Source organism: Pseudomonas yamanorum, assembly GCF_900105735.1.
Taxonomy (GTDB): Bacteria; Pseudomonadota; Gammaproteobacteria; order Pseudomonadales; family Pseudomonadaceae; genus Aquipseudomonas; species Aquipseudomonas yamanorum.
The window spans coordinates 2,697,690-2,712,053 of record NZ_LT629793.1 but is presented as its reverse complement, the minus strand read 5'-3'; the positions used below and the strand labels follow the sequence as shown (position 1 = coordinate 2,712,053).

General features: G+C 61.0%; 12 protein-coding genes. 1 reads left to right on the top strand and 11 read right to left on the bottom strand.

Annotation, left to right across the window (positions count from 1 at the left end; genetic code table 11):
• The first annotated feature begins 224 nt into the window (after positions 1-224).
• The gene (locus BLU46_RS13005; RefSeq protein WP_063033327.1) at positions 225-1,016 is read left to right on the top strand and encodes a hypothetical protein; all 792 of its coding nucleotides are present in this window, start codon (positions 225-227) and stop codon (positions 1,014-1,016) included.
• 1 nt (position 1,017) lies between these two features.
• Here BLU46_RS13005 and BLU46_RS13000 read toward each other — a convergent pair whose 3' ends face one another.
• The 11 genes from BLU46_RS13000 to aroQ form a co-directional block, all read right to left on the bottom strand.
• Positions 1,018-1,614: a MarC family protein gene (locus BLU46_RS13000; RefSeq protein WP_003217330.1), complete on the bottom strand. Its 597-nt coding sequence runs from the start codon at positions 1,612-1,614 to the stop codon at positions 1,018-1,020.
• A 203-nt stretch (positions 1,615-1,817) separates the two neighbouring features.
• A complete protein-coding gene (locus tag BLU46_RS12995; RefSeq protein WP_063033326.1) occupies positions 1,818-4,592 on the bottom strand; it encodes a hybrid sensor histidine kinase/response regulator in 2,775 nt (924 codons plus the stop codon).
• 102 nt (positions 4,593-4,694) lie between these two features.
• Positions 4,695-5,987 (bottom strand): phosphoribosylamine--glycine ligase, encoded by a 1,293-nt coding sequence (gene purD / locus BLU46_RS12990; RefSeq protein ID WP_063033325.1) that lies wholly within the window; start codon positions 5,985-5,987, stop codon positions 4,695-4,697.
• A 141-nt stretch (positions 5,988-6,128) separates the two neighbouring features.
• Positions 6,129-7,736, bottom strand: coding sequence for a bifunctional phosphoribosylaminoimidazolecarboxamide formyltransferase/IMP cyclohydrolase (gene purH / locus BLU46_RS12985; RefSeq protein ID WP_093202218.1), 1,608 nt, complete (start codon positions 7,734-7,736; stop codon positions 6,129-6,131).
• An 81-nt stretch (positions 7,737-7,817) separates the two neighbouring features.
• Positions 7,818-8,138: a DNA-binding transcriptional regulator Fis gene (gene fis, locus BLU46_RS12980; RefSeq protein ID WP_003186237.1), complete on the bottom strand. Its 321-nt coding sequence runs from the start codon at positions 8,136-8,138 to the stop codon at positions 7,818-7,820.
• On the bottom strand, positions 8,135-9,148 hold the full coding sequence (gene dusB, locus BLU46_RS12975; protein ID WP_017478423.1) for a tRNA dihydrouridine synthase DusB: 1,014 nt from the start codon (positions 9,146-9,148) through the stop codon (positions 8,135-8,137). The genes fis and dusB overlap by 4 nt, the downstream gene beginning before the upstream one ends.
• Positions 9,149-9,333: 185 nt before the next feature.
• Positions 9,334-10,596 carry a DUF3426 domain-containing protein gene (locus BLU46_RS12970; RefSeq protein ID WP_093202213.1) on the bottom strand — a complete coding sequence of 421 codons (1,263 nt, stop codon included), beginning with the start codon at positions 10,594-10,596 and terminating at the stop codon, positions 9,334-9,336.
• 30 nt (positions 10,597-10,626) lie between these two features.
• Positions 10,627-11,505: a 50S ribosomal protein L11 methyltransferase gene (prmA, locus tag BLU46_RS12965; RefSeq protein WP_017478425.1), complete on the bottom strand. Its 879-nt coding sequence runs from the start codon at positions 11,503-11,505 to the stop codon at positions 10,627-10,629.
• Positions 11,506-11,794: 289 nt separating this feature from the next.
• Positions 11,795-13,156: an acetyl-CoA carboxylase biotin carboxylase subunit gene (gene accC, locus BLU46_RS12960; protein WP_010174033.1), complete on the bottom strand. Its 1,362-nt coding sequence runs from the start codon at positions 13,154-13,156 to the stop codon at positions 11,795-11,797.
• A 17-nt stretch (positions 13,157-13,173) separates the two neighbouring features.
• Entirely contained in the window at positions 13,174-13,635 is a 462-nt protein-coding gene (gene accB / locus BLU46_RS12955; RefSeq protein ID WP_003217309.1) for an acetyl-CoA carboxylase biotin carboxyl carrier protein, read from the bottom strand.
• Positions 13,636-13,660: 25 nt separating this feature from the next.
• Positions 13,661-14,116: a type II 3-dehydroquinate dehydratase gene (aroQ, locus tag BLU46_RS12950; protein ID WP_017478426.1), complete on the bottom strand. Its 456-nt coding sequence runs from the start codon at positions 14,114-14,116 to the stop codon at positions 13,661-13,663.
• Between the last annotated feature and the right edge of the window lie 248 nt (positions 14,117-14,364).

Here is a 14,364-nt window from a genome sequence, read left to right as displayed (position 1 = left end):
CTTGCAGCGGGTCGAGTCTTATCTTTCGCTTCTGGTTGAAGAAAAATACGGCCTCTTTTCGCACCGCAGGTTGATCCCCAACGTTTACTCACCGTCGCCGCCAGCAGTGATTTTTCCTGCGCACCGCAGCGCGTTCTGCCTTCGATTTCCAGCACCTCAAAATCCCCGGCAACTCGACTAGTGTTGGCGTTAAGCCCCATGTTGGGGGTTATGGAGAAATGGCTATGGAGCGAAATAACAGACGGATCAACAGCGCAAAAAGGAGGAAGCTGATTGCCGCATACCGGCTTCCGGGCGCGTCCAGCTTGTCGCCGGGGTTGAGCGCGCCGGTGAAGCTCGAAGGTGATGATGAGCTGAACGCGGCAGTGGTGAACAACAGTGTCATGTCGTTTGTGGAAGGCATGACGAGCCTCAACAAGGAGTACACCCGCAAAAGCTATTTGCTGGCGAGCAGCTACGTCAGTGATGTATTGCGGATCGCCCGGGGAACAGAGGCCTGGTACAACGAATTCATCAAGGTGATGAGCAGCCTGGGCTGGATGCCGGTCAGGAGCAGTTTCGAGCGGGTATACACCACTCGCAAAGGGCTGTCGGTGCAGTTGGCGGCGCTGAATCTGGTGGCGGCCACGGTGGCCTCGACGTTCCTGTCCGGGCCATTGATCAGTGCACTGCCCAAGCGGGTGGGGGAGGCTATCGAAGCCTTGAAGCAACTCCCGGCTTCATTTGAGTTATTCAAACGAAATACCACGACCCATGAGGGCGGAGATTTCGGCTTGGCGTCCTGTTCGGAAACGGCGGGGGAAGTGTCGATGGTGCTGGTGACCTACAGTTCCCACGGCGTCAGCAAGCAGTGGGGCATGCCGTTTCTGGAGTGGGACAGTGCGTCCGTTGAAGCCTTCAGTGGCCGCACCTGCCTGGTGCTGAACAGTTCGGTGGTCAACGAAGCCACGATTCAACTGATGCGCGACAGCGCAGGGGACAAGGTCCGCCTGGCTATCGCCCAATACAGGATTTGACCTACGGCACCAGGTAACCGCGTACCCCGGTGAAGATGATTTGCGCTGCCAGTGCACACACAAACAACCCCATCAAGCGGCTGACAATCTGCAAGCCCTGGTCACCGAGAATGCGTTCGATACGGTTGGACAGGTACAGCACCACACCCACCGTAAGGCTGGCCAGGGCGATGCTGAGGATGGCGGTGATCTTATCGTCCCAGTGCGGCTGGCTGACGCCCATCACCAGCAGCGCACCGATGGTACCGGGGCCGACGGTCAGGGGGATGGTCAGCGGGACGATGGTCACGTCCTGCTGCACGTTATCGGTCTGCACCGCCGACTTGCCTTGGGCCATGCCCAGGGCCGAGATGAACAGCACACTGCCGGCGCCGATGCGGAAGGCGTCGACGGTGATGCCGAACACACTGAAAATCACCCGGCCGAACAGGTAGAGCAACACGCTTGATACCAGGGTGGCGAGGGCCACTTTCCAGGCCAGGCGCCGCCGCTCCTTGCTGGAGTAACCGCGAGTCAGGCTGATAAAGCAGGAAAGCACGAAGAAGGGGCTGTAGAGCACCAGCATCTTCAGGTAAACGCTGAATAGCACATGGAGCATGGTGGGAGCTCGCAGCGAAGGAGGGCGAGCGGGAGTTTATCAGGCCTGTGGCTGAGCGCTATCGGTGAAGCGACAACAATCCAATGTGGGAGCGGGCTTGCTCGCGAAAGCGGTGTATCAGTCAAACATGTATTGGCTGACACACCGCTTTCGCGAGCAAGTCGCACCGCCGCTCCCACATTTTGATCTGCGCCATGCCTGGGTCAGGTAGGTGCGTGCTCAGGGCGCTGTTGGCGCTGCGCCACCCAGTACTCCACCAGCTCGCGCAATTGCGACAACTCCACCGGCTTGGCCATGTGCCCGTCCATCCCGGCCTGGCGCGCACGCTCTTTGTGTTCCGAAAGAATGTGCGCCGTCAGCGCCACCACCGGGGTACGAATGCGCTGGTTGCTGACTTCCCACGCCCGCAGTTGCTGGGTGGCGGAGAAGCCGTCGAGGATCGGCATTTCACAGTCCATCAACACCAGGTCATACCGCTGGGTTTTCATCGCTTGCAACGCTTCTTCACCATTGCTCGCGGTGTCCGGCTGCAGGTTGAGCTTGCCGAGCATGCCACGAATCACCTTGGTGGAGATGCTGTTGTCTTCGGCCACCAGAATCCGGAAGTCATTCGGCACGGTCACCGGGACCGGTGCGCTGATCGCCGCCTGGCGCGGTTGCACAGTGCCCTTGCTGCGTTGGGTCAACTCGTCGGCAAGGGTGGTCTTGAGGGTGTAGCCGGCCACGGGTTTGGCGAGGATGCGTTTGATCCCGCAGTTGCGCGCGATGATCTTGCTCGGCGCATTGCTGATGCCGGTGAGCATGATCAGCAAGATGTCGTGGTTCAGGCTCGGGTCTTCCTTGATCTTCGCCGCCAGTTGCATGCCGGTCATGCCGGGCATGTTCTGGTCCAGCAGCACCACATCGAAGTAATCCCGCAGGTGCGCCTTGGTGCGCAGCAGCGCCAGGGCTTCCTTGCCCGAAGGCACGGCACTCACGTTCAGGCCCCAGGCCGTGCATTGCTGCACCAGCACTTTGCGGCAGGTGTCGTTGTCGTCCACCACCAGCACGCGCGCGCCCTTGAGCGGGCCGTCGAGGTCGGAGGTTGGATGTTCGAGACGTTCCGGGTCCAGTGGCAAGGTCAGCCACAGGGTGCTGCCTTGTTGGCTGCCACTCTTGATGCCGAACTCGCCGTTCATCAACAGGATCAACTGGCGGGCAATGACCAGGCCCAGATGGCCGCTCAGACGTGTGGCAGACAGGAAATTCTTGCTGTGCAATTCGCTGTGCAGCAGGGCGTCGCGCTCGGCGGGCTCCATCGGCAGGCCGCTGTCTTGCACCGCAATGCGCAGGCGCGGCTTGCTGCTGCGCTCGTCCAGCGCCACGACGATCAGCACTTCGCCTTCATCGGTTTTTTGCAGGGCGTTTTCCAGCAGGCTCAACAGTGCCTGGCGCAGACGCGTCGGGTCGCCGCTGATGACTCGTGGCACCTGGGGCTGGATAAAGCTGATCAGCTCGACGTTTTGCTGCTCGGCCTTGGCGCGGAAAATACTCAGGCAGTCTTCGATCAACGCGTTGAGGTCGAACTGCACGTCATCCAGTTCGATCTGCCCGGATTCGAGCTTGGAGATGTCGAGAATCTCGTTGATCAGCGTGAGCAATTCGTTGCCGGCACTGTGGATGGTTTGCACGTAGTCGCGCTGCTTGACCGACAGCGGCGTGCCCAGCAGCAGTTCGGTCATGCCCAGCACGCCGTTCATAGGGGTGCGGATTTCGTGGCTGATCTTCGCCAGGAACTCGGCCTTGGCGGCGATTTCGGCATTGCTCGCCGCCAGATCGCGGCTGAGGCTGAAGTTGTCTTCGGTGATGGCGCGCTGGCGTTCGCCCAAGGCCAGGCTCATCAACAGGCCGCTGAGGCAGATAAAACCGAGCAGGGTAACGATCAAGCCTTGGGGCGCCACCAGTGTCAGGCCCAGCAAGGCCGGCAGGATAATCAGCGTGCCGATGTTGAATATCACCATCGCCACCATGAACAGGCGCGCCGGGCGATAACCTTTTTGCCAGTGATAGGCAGAGACGAACAGCATGCTCAGGCCGGCCAGCGCCACCAGGGCGTAGGTGATGATGTTCAGCGGCAACGTATTGACGAACAGCAGCAAAAGCCCGCTGAGGACGATCAACAGAATGTCGGCCATCAGCAGTTTGTTCAGCGGATGCGGGCCAAGAGGCGCAAAGAAGCGATAGGCAAACATCAGCCCGCACGGCGCCGTCAGCAGCAGGGCGAGGTACGCGCCGGGGGTTTGTACCGCGTGCCAGTTCGGCAGCCACGGGCCGACCACATTGAGCAACAGCGCCAGGCTGAGCAGCAGCAACACTTCGCAGGCGGCGAGCCACAGGCTGCTGCGGGAGCGATGGTAGGCGTAGCGGGTCAGGTTATGCAGGATCAGCATCACCAGGCAGCCGAACAGCAGCCCGTAGATCAGCGTCTGGTTCTGGTTGGCCGCGGCGAGTACGGCGGGCTCCAGGGTGATGTAGGGGCGCAGCTCGTGTTCCGAGACCATGCGCAGGTACACGTCCAGCGGCTTCTGGCTTTGGGGCATCGGCAGCATGAAGTCGCTGCTGGGCAGCGGGCGCTCGGCCTGGGGCTGGCGGGTGCCGGTGGCTTGCTGCTCCACCAGGGTGTCGCCGTCGAGCACGTACAGGTTCAGATGTGCCAGGTCTGGGGCGAATACCCGTAGCACTTGCTCGTGCTTGCCGGGTTGCAGCCTGAAGCGCACCCACAACGCACCGTCCGGTTGCGCGGCGGTAATCCGGTCCAGTTCGATGGGGCTGAATTGATTGATGTAGCGGGGCGAGCGGATGTCGCTCAGTTGCAGATCGGCCTGTTCGTCAAGCAATACCGCCCAGCCACTGCCTTGTGCCGCGGCCTGGGCCGGAAGCAAGCAGAGCAAGGTCAGCAGACTGACAGTGAAACCTATGGCGATCCTGAGCCAGCGCACGGCGAAATCCCTTCGTAGGTTGATGCATGGGTATAACTATGCGCGGGGCCACAAGCGTAGGGCAAGGGCCAAGGGCCCCTGCCTAACCGAACGGATAGCTGTTTACTGACTTTCGCCACGCTCACGGGCAATGGCGCGGTAGCCAATGTCGGTGCGGTAGAAGCAGCCTTTCCAGTCGATCTTCGCCGCCAGCTTGTAAGCCTGTTGCTGGGCGGCATCTACGCTACTGCCCATGGCGGTTGCGCACAATACGCGACCACCGGCGGTGACGACCTTGCCATCCTTGAGCGCGGTGCCCGCGTGGAACACCTTGCCTTCCAGCGTAGCAGCCGCATCCAGACCTTCAATCACATCGCCCTTGGCGTAGTCGGCCGGGTAGCCGCCGGCGGCCAGCACGACGCCAACGCTTGGGCGCGGGTCCCACTGGGCTTCGACCTTGTCGAGGGCCTGGGCCAGCGCCGCCTCCACCAGCAGTACCAGGCTCGATTGCAGACGCAGCATCACCGGCTGGGTTTCCGGATCGCCGAAGCGGCAGTTGAACTCGATGACTTTCGGGTTACCGGCCTTGTCGATCATCAAGCCGGCGTACAGGAAGCCGGTGTACACGTTGCCTTCATCCGCCATGCCGCGCACGGTTGGCCAAATCACCAGGTCCATCACGCGCTTGTGCACTTCGGCAGTCACTACCGGAGCCGGGGAGTAAGCACCCATGCCGCCAGTGTTCGGGCCGCTGTCGCCGTCACCCACACGTTTGTGGTCCTGGCTGGTGGCCATCGGCAAAACGTTCTTGCCGTCGACCATCACGATGAAGCTGGCTTCTTCGCCGTCGAGGAATTCTTCGATCACTACACGCGAACCGGCTTCACCGAAAGCGTTGCCGGCGAGCATGTCGCGCACGGCGTCTTCGGCTTCGGCCAGGGTCATCGCGACGATCACGCCTTTGCCGGCGGCCAGGCCGTCGGCCTTGATCACGATCGGTGCACCGACCTCACGCAGGTAAGCCAGGGCTGGCTCGATCTCGGTGAAGTTCTGGTAGTCGGCGGTCGGGATCTTGTGGCGTGCCAGGAAATCCTTGGTGAAGGCTTTCGAGCCTTCCAGCTGGGCAGCGCCGGCGGTTGGGCCGAAGCAGTCCAGGCCACGGCTGCGGAACAGGTCCACAACGCCAGCCACCAAGGGCACTTCCGGACCGACGATGGTCAGGGAAACGTTTTTCTCGGCAAAGTCCGCCAGTTGCTCAAGGGCCAACACGTCGATGGCGACGTTTTCGCACTTGGCTTCAATGGCGGTGCCGGCGTTGCCGGGGGCGACGAAAACTTTCTGGACGCGTGGGTCCTGGGCAACTTTCCAGGCCAGGGCGTGTTCACGGCCACCGCTGCCAATGATCAAAACATTCATTTCAAAAACCTCGGATGACGCTGAATTCTGATCCTTCCCACGCTCTGCGTGGGAATGCCTCTTGTGACGCTCCGCGTCACGCTTTGGGACGCGGAGCGTCCCGGGCTCCATTCCCACGCCGAGCGTGGGAACGATCATCTGTTAGTGGCGGAAGTGGCGCATGCCGGTAAACACCATGGCGATGCCGGCTTCATCGGCCGCTGCAATCACTTCTGCGTCACGCATCGAGCCGCCTGGCTGGATCACCGCTGTCACGCCAGCCTTGGCCGCATTGTCCAGGCCGTCGCGGAAAGGGAAGAATGCGTCGGACGCCATCACCGAACCCTGTACCTGCAAGCCGGCATGCTCAGCCTTGATTGCAGCGATACGTGCCGAGTTCACGCGGCTCATCTGGCCGGCGCCAACACCGATGGTCTGGCGATTCTTGGCGTAGACGATGGCGTTGGATTTAACGTACTTGGCGACTTTCCAGGCGAAGATCAGGTCGTTGATTTCCTGTTCGGTCGGGGCGCGCTTGGTCACCACTTTCAGGTCGGCGCTGCCGATCATGCCGATGTCGCGGCTCTGTACCAGCAAGCCGCCGTTGACGCGCTTGTAGTCCCAGGCAGCGGCACGCTCAGCCGACCACTCGCCGCAGGCCAGCAGGCGCACATTGGCCTTGGCAGCAACGATGGCGCGGGCTTCTTCACTGACGGATGGGGCAATGATCACTTCAACGAACTGACGCTCGACGATCGCCTTGGCGGTCTCGGCATCCAGCTCACGGTTGAAGGCAATGATGCCTCCGAAGGCCGACTCGGTGTCGGTGGCGTAGGCCAGTTCGTACGCCTGGCGGATACCGCCTTCAGCGTCCGGGCTCACGGCCACGCCGCACGGGTTGGCGTGCTTGACGATCACGCAGGCTGGCTTGACGAAGCTCTTCACACATTCCAGCGCGGCGTCGGTGTCGGCCACGTTGTTGTAGGACAGCTCTTTGCCTTGCAGTTGGGTCGCGGTGGCGATGCCGACTTCAGCAGGCTTGGCCTCAACGTAGAACGCCGCGCTCTGGTGCGGGTTCTCGCCGTAGCGCATTTCCTGGGCTTTGATGAACTGGCTGTTGAAGGTGCGCGGGAACTGGCTGCGACCTTCAGTGCTCAGGGTTTCAGCCGCTTGGTTCACGGTGCCCATGTAGTTGGCGATCATGCCGTCGTAGGCGGCGGTGTGTTCGAAGGCCTTGAGCATCAGGTCGAAGCGCTGGGCGTAGGTCAGGCCGCCGGCTTTCAGGCTTTCCAGTACGTTGGCGTAGTCGCTGGCGTTAACCACGATGGCCACGTCTTTGTGGTTCTTGGCTGCCGAGCGAACCATGGTCGGGCCGCCGATATCGATGTTTTCGATGGCGGTCGGCAGGTCGCAGCCTGGCTTGTTGATGGTGGCTTCGAACGGGTACAGGTTAACGGCCACCAGGTCGATCGGCTTGATGCCGTGCTCGCTCATGATGGCGTCGTCGATACCGCGACGACCGAGGATCCCGCCGTGGATTTTCGGGTGCAGGGTCTTGACCCGACCGTCCATCATTTCTGCGAAACCGGTGTAGTCCGCCACTTCCACTGCGGCCACGCCGTTGTCCCGCAGCAGTTTGAAGGTCCCGCCGGTGGAGAGAATCTCCACGCCCAGGGCTTCCAGCTCCCGGGCAAATTCGAGGATCCCGGTCTTGTCGGAGACACTGATCAAGGCACGGCGGATCGGCAGGCGGGTAGTCTGGTCGGTCATTTCAATTTCCATCAAAAGCAAAGGAGTCAGCAAAAAAGGCGTCCGTTTTTACGCGGGCGCCTTTCTGGTTTGATTGAATGCTTACAGCAAATCGTACTGCTTGAGTTTCTTGCGCAGCGTGCCACGGTTCAGACCGAGCAGCTCACTGGCCTTGGTCTGGTTGCCCTTGACGTAGTTCATTACGCTTTCGAGCAACGGCGCTTCGACTTCGGAGAGCACCAGGTTGTACACGTCCGTGACGGCAGCGCCCTCAAGGTGGGCGAAATAATTGTGCAGCGCCTTCTCGACACTCCCGCGAAGGGTCTGGCCTTCTTCGCTCGGCGTGTTGAGGTGCTGTTTCAAATTGACGTTGTCGCTCACGGGTGTTGTTCCACTCACTAAAGTCTCGGTCATCATCGTCATGCGGCCACCCCTTCTCCGTCCCCTGTCACCAGGCTCTTGTAACGCTCGGTGAAGAACTCACGAACGTTGGCGCACTGTGCTTCCGTATCATCCAAACGATTGAAGTGGGCGCGAAACTCCTTGGCGCCCGGCAAGGTTGCGAGATACCAGCCCACATGCTTGCGAGCAATGCGTACGCCCATCACGTCTCCATAGAAGGCGTGCAGGGCGGCCAGATGCTCTAGCAGAATACGTTCCACCTCGATCAGCTCCGGTGCCGGCAAGGTTTCGCCGGTACGCAGAAAATGCTCGATCTCACGAAAAATCCACGGCCGCCCCTGGGCAGCCCGGCCAATCAACAGGCCATCGGCGCCGGTCGCGTGCAGCACGCGCCGGGCTTTCTCGGCCGAATCGATGTCGCCGTTGGCAAAGACGGGGATCGACACCGCCTGCTTGATCGCGGCAATGGTGTCGTACTCGGCTTCACCGGTGTAAAGGTCGGCGCGGGTGCGGCCATGCACCGCCAGCGCTGTAATGCCCGCCTGCTCGGCGATCTTCGCCACCGTCAGGCCATTCTTGTTGTCCCGGTCCCAACCGGTGCGGATCTTCAGGGTGACCGGCACATCCACTGCAGCGACCACGGCATGCAGGATCTCGCTCACCAACTGCTCATCCTTCAACAGGGCAGAACCTGCGGCCTTGTTGCAGACCTTCTTGGCCGGGCAACCCATGTTGATATCAATAATCTGTGCCCCCAACTCCACGTTGGCCCGGGCCGCATCCGCCAGCATTTGCGCATCACCGCCGGCGATCTGTACCGAGCGGGGCTCGGGATCACCTTCGTGGATCATGCGCATCCGCGACTTGCGGGTGTTCCACAAGCTCATGTCGCTGGTGACCATTTCCGAGACTACAAGCCCTGCACCCAAACGCTTGCAAAGCTGACGAAAGGGCTGGTCGGTGACGCCCGCCATCGGGGCGAGGATCAAGCCGTTGTGCAATGTGTATGGGCCGATGCGTACCGCCGACATAGGACTTCCCTGTTGTGGGGCCGGATCATTAGAGTTCGAAAAAGGGTTGGCATGATACCCGCTCTCGATGACTGGATAAAGGCTGAATTGGATAAAATCTGAACAGTTATTTTCTTATCGCCGCTGGTTTGGTCAAGGGCGGTGCAGTCAAGAATCCGCCGTCAAACCTTACCCCGTGTGCCGGATCACTCGGGAGAGTGGAAGCTCAGGCTGTAATTCACCGCTTTGTTGCCCGGGTCGAGGATATCCAGGGCAATGTGGATCGGCGTCTGGGAGGGCATCTCGGTCACGCCGGCCAACTCGCCGCTGAGGTATTCGGCGGGTTTGAAGCGACGACTGGCGATCATATTCCCGTTCATGTCGGCAAAGCGTAGCTCCAACAGCGGGAACGGTTGGGAGAATGTCGCGCGGTTATAGATGATTGCGTCCACCACCAGGGCGCCCGCGAACTCCGGGTGGCTGCGCACGACCAGATTGCTGCTCTTGATGTGGGCGATATCGACCCGTGAGGGCACGGTGCAGCCCAGTTTCGGGCACAGTTCTTGAAACCACGGGCGGTAGGCGTCCTGGCGTGCCAGGTCGTCGAATTGGTAGGCGACGTATTGTCCCGCCAGGCCGGCGGCGGCCAGCAACACCAGCAAGCCCCAGAACAGGCGGCGACCCCAGCCGGAGGCGCGCTTCTGGGAGTAGAGGTGCAGCGGATCGTCTTCCAGATCCGAAAGCAGGTCGTCATGGGCGCTGGCCTCGGGGCGAGGGCGCTTGCGTTTGGGCTGCGGGCGTTCGGGTTGTTCGGCTTCCGGCTCTTCTGCTACGGCGGTTACCGGTGGATCGAGTTCGTCATCGGTGGTGTTCGCGTGCAGCACTGGTTCGTCGTCGGGCTCGACCGCTTCAAACGACATCGACGGTTCGGTGCGCTTGGGTTTGCCGGGGCTTGCCTTTGCCGGTTGCGGTTCATCATCGGCCGGTTGCGGGGCTTGCGCCCGTTCATCCCGTGGCTCACTGAACAGGCTGGCGGCCCATTGCTCTTCCTCGGCCTTGGCCGTATCGCGGCTGGCGCTGAGGGCGTCTTCCTTTTGCCGACGGTCGGTGCCGGGTTGGCGACGGTCTGCACCCACAGGCTGGGTGTGTTGAATCTCGCGACGTTCCAGCTTGGCCAGTTCTTCGTCGAGGTCCAGGTTATCCAGGTCAAGCTCTTCGGCGTTCCATTGCTTCTGGCTGATGGCCCGCGGTGCTTCGGGTGGCGGTTCTGCTGCTGGTGGTGGCTCTACCGCTGTTGGTGCCTGGGGCACGGGCGCACTGGCGCGCTGCTCCAGCAGTTGGCGAGCGGCATTGAACACTTGCAGGCATGAGCCACAGCGCACCACGCCACGGGCCACGCTCAATTGAGCGTGGTTGACGCGAAAGCGTGCTTGGCAATGTGGGCACTGGGTGACGAAACTGTCGGTCATGCGGCCATCCGATTCATGCAGGCGCTCATTCTAGCGCCGACGACCACTGATGCGTACCCAGCCATCGCGGTTGGCGATCGGATCCAGCTCGAAATCCTGGGCGTAGGCGGCGGCAACGTCTTCGCCTTGTTCGGCGAGGATGCCCGACAGCGCCAGGCGGCCGCCCGGCTTGACCAGGCTCGACAGCTGCGGTGCCAGGGCGACCAGCGGCCCGGCGAGGATGTTGGCCACCAGTACGTCGGCTTGCACCTGGGGCAATTGCTCCGGCAGGTACAGCGGGAATTTCTCTTCAGCGATGTTATTGCGCCCGGCGTTATCGCGGGAGGCTTCCAGGGCTTGCACGTCGATATCGGTACCGACGGCTTCCTTGGCGCCCAGCAGCAGGGCGGCGATGGCCAGGATCCCTGAACCGCAGCCGAAGTCCAGCACGTTGCAGTCTTTCAGGTCCTGGCCGTCAAGCCATTCCAGGCACAGGGCGGTGGTCGGGTGAGTGCCGGTGCCGAAGGCCAGGCCCGGGTCCAGCAGCAGGTTGACGGCGTCAGGCTCGGGGGCGGCGTGCCAGCTCGGCACGATCCACAGGCGCTGGCCAAAACGCATCGGCTGGAAGTTGTCCATCCAGCTGCGTTCCCAGTCCTGGTCTTCGATGATTTCGCTGTGGTGTTCCGGCAGTGGGCCGCCGGTGAGCAGTTCCATATGGGCCAGTACGCTGGCGGCATCGGTGCCGTCTTCGAACAGGGCCAGCAGATGGGTGTGGGACCACAGCGGGGTGGTGTTGAGCTCAGGCTCGAAGATCGGCTGGTCTTCGGCGTCCATGAAGGTCACCGACACGGCGCCCACTTCGAGGAACGCGTCTTCGTAGGTTTCGGCTTGTTCTGGGCTGATGGCGAGACGGACTTGCAGCCAAGGCATGGCGGGCACCTTTGAAAAAATGAGTGTGCAGCGGGGTAGGGCTGCGAAAGACGCGCAAGTTTACGCGAGCGAACAGCAGAAGACGACTGTACTGCTGGTGTACACAGAACAAAAATGTGGGAGCGGGCTTGCTCGCGAATGCGGTGTTTCAGTCATGGATGTGTTGACTGGCATACCGCATTCGCGAGCAAGCCCGCTCCCACAAGGGGAATGTATCCATCCAGGAAAGACGGGTGGGCACAAACAACAAAGCCGCCCGAAGGCGGCTTTGTTGGGTGGATCACTTCGCTTACTGATTAGCCAGCTTGTGTTCCAGGTAGTGAATGTTCACACCACCTTCGCAGAAGCCTTCATCGCGAACCAGATCCCGATGCAACGGGATGTTGGTCTTGATGCCGTCTACCACGATTTCGTCCAGGGCATTACGCATACGGGCCATGGCCTCGTCGCGGGTGGCGCCCCAGGTGATCAGCTTGCCGATCAGCGAGTCGTAGTTGGACGGAACCTTGTAGCCGCTGTACAGGTGCGAATCCACGCGTACGCCGTTGCCGCCGGGCGCGTGGAAATGCTTGACCAGGCCAGGGCTTGGGATAAAGGTTTTCGGGTCTTCGGCGTTGATCCGGCACTCCAGGGAGTGGCCGTGGATCTTCACATCATCCTGGGTAAACGACAGCTTGTTGCCAGCGGCGATGCTCAGCATCTCCTTGACGATGTCGATACCGGTGACCATTTCCGAAACCGGATGCTCTACCTGCACACGAGTGTTCATCTCGATGAAGTAGAAACGGCCGTTCTCGTACAGGAACTCGAAAGTGCCCGCGCCACGGTAGTTGATGTCGATGCACGCCTTGACGCAGCGAGCCAGTACTTCCTGGCGAGCGGTTTCATCCAGGCCCGGTGCTGGCGCTTCTTCCAGTACCTTCTGGTGACGACGTTGCAGCGAGCAATCGCGGTCGCCCAAGTGGATGGCGTGGCCCTGGCCGTCGGACAGTACCTGCACTTCCACGTGACGTGGGTTGGTCAGGTACTTTTCCAGGTAGACCATCGGGTTGCCGAACCAGGCGCCCGCTTCGGAGCGGGTCTGCTTGGCGGCTTCGATCAGGTCTTCTTCCTTGTGCACCACGCGCATGCCGCGACCACCACCGCCGCCGGCGGCCTTGATGATCACCGGGTAACCGACTTCGCGACCAATGCGCAGGGCGGTTGCCTCGTCTTCAGGCAGCGGGCCGTCGGAACCTGGAACGGTTGGCACGCCGGCCGCGATCATGGCGTCCTTGGCTGATACCTTGTCGCCCATCAGGCGAATGGTTTCAGCTTTCGGGCCGATGAAGGCAAACCCGGATTTCTCTACCTGTTCGGCGAAATCGGCGTTTTCCGCGAGGAAGCCGTAGCCCGGGTGAATACCATCGGCACCGGTCACTTCAGCGGCGGCAATGATGTTCGAGACTTTCAGGTACGAGTTCGTGGCCAGTGGCGGGCCGATGCAGATGCTTTCGTCCGCCAGTTTCACGTGCATCAATTCGGTATCGGCCGTCGAGTAAACAGCGACGGTCTTGATGCCCTCTTCCTTACAGGCGCGCAGGATACGCAGCGCGATCTCGCCGCGGTTGGCGATCAGGACTTTTTGCAGTTTCTTCGCAGGTTTCAACATCGAAGGCGCTCCGCGGTTCAAACGATGGTGAACAGCGGCTGGTCGTACTCAACCGGCTGACCGTTTTCTACCAGGATGGATTCGATAACGCCGGCTTTTTCAGCCGTGATGTGGTTCATCATCTTCATCGCTTCAACGATGCAGATGGTGTCGCCCACTTTCACGGTTGCGCCGACTTCAACGAAGGCTGGCGAGGTCGGTGCCGGGGTGCGGTAGAACGTACCGACCATTGGCGACTTGACCACGAAACCGTTCAGTTTTGGAGCAGCCGGGGCTTCGGCAGCAGCCGCAACCGGAGCAGCAGCCACTGGCGCAGCGGCCGGAGCCGGCGCTTGCATCTGAGGTGCGTAGAACTGTTGGGCCGGGGTCTTGCTGTGACGGCTGATCCGTACGGATTCTTCGCCTTCCTTGATCTCCAGCTCGTCGATACCGGATTCTTCCAGCAGTTCGATCAGTTTCTTAACTTTACGGATATCCATGAATCATCAACTCCCAAAGGGTCGGTCAGGGGCGCTTGGCCGTGTCTTCAAGCTGTTCCAGGGCGGCCTCCAGGGCCAGTCGGTAACCGCTGGCGCCAAGGCCGCAGATCACTCCTACCGCAACGTCGGAGAAGTAAGAGTGATGGCGGAAAGGTTCGCGTTTGTGCACATTCGATAAATGCACTTCGATGAATGGGATGCTCACCGCCAGCAGCGCGTCACGTAATGCAACGCTTGTGTGCGTAAAAGCGGCGGGATTGATCAGGATAAAGTCCACGCCTTCGCTGCGCGCGGCATGGATGCGATCAATCAGTTCGTACTCGGCATTGCTTTGCAGGTAGAGCAGATGGTGGCCGGCATCACGTGCCCGTCGTTCCAGATCGAGGTTGATCTGTTCGAGGGTCACTGACCCGTAGACGCCCGGTTCGCGGGTGCCGAGCAGGTTCAGGTTGGGTCCGTGAAGAACCAGTAAGGTCGCCATCGGCTGTTCCTTGTTATTGATGTGGGCACGGTAGAACCCGGCGACTATGCCGCAAAGGCTTTGTGACTGTCCAGTTCTATGCAGTAGGCAGCACGATTAGCGAGGATTGCGCAAAATATGTGACCGCAAGGCTGAATCCGGTCAGTGTGGGAGCGGGCTTGCTCGCGAAGGCGGTGGTTCAGCCGCCACATGCGTTGACGGGTGCGCCGCCTTCGCGAGCAAGCCCGCTCCCACATTTTGATCTTCAC

Excerpts from the sequence above, each read along its gene's own strand:
- accB (WP_003217309.1), bottom strand. The coding sequence starts at position 13,635 with ATGGATATCCGTAAAGTTAAGAAACTGATCGAACTGCTGGAAGAATCC.
- BLU46_RS13000 (WP_003217330.1), bottom strand. The coding sequence starts at position 1,614 with ATGCTCCATGTGCTATTCAGCGTTTACCTGAAGATGCTGGTGCTCTAC.
- accC (WP_010174033.1), bottom strand. The coding sequence starts at position 13,156 with ATGTTGAAACCTGCGAAGAAACTGCAAAAAGTCCTGATCGCCAACCGC.
- fis (WP_003186237.1), bottom strand. The coding sequence starts at position 8,138 with ATGACGATGATGACCGAGACTTTAGTGAGTGGAACAACACCCGTGAGC.
- purD (WP_063033325.1), bottom strand. The coding sequence starts at position 5,987 with ATGAATGTTTTGATCATTGGCAGCGGTGGCCGTGAACACGCCCTGGCC.
- aroQ (WP_017478426.1), bottom strand. The coding sequence starts at position 14,116 with ATGGCGACCTTACTGGTTCTTCACGGACCCAACCTGAACCTGCTCGGC.
- dusB (WP_017478423.1), bottom strand. The coding sequence starts at position 9,148 with ATGTCGGCGGTACGCATCGGCCCATACACATTGCACAACGGCTTGATC.
- prmA (WP_017478425.1), bottom strand. The coding sequence starts at position 11,505 with ATGCCTTGGCTGCAAGTCCGTCTCGCCATCAGCCCAGAACAAGCCGAA.
- BLU46_RS12970 (WP_093202213.1), bottom strand. The coding sequence starts at position 10,596 with ATGACCGACAGTTTCGTCACCCAGTGCCCACATTGCCAAGCACGCTTT.
- purH (WP_093202218.1), bottom strand. The coding sequence starts at position 7,736 with ATGACCGACCAGACTACCCGCCTGCCGATCCGCCGTGCCTTGATCAGT.
- BLU46_RS13005 (WP_063033327.1), top strand. The coding sequence starts at position 225 with ATGGAGCGAAATAACAGACGGATCAACAGCGCAAAAAGGAGGAAGCTG.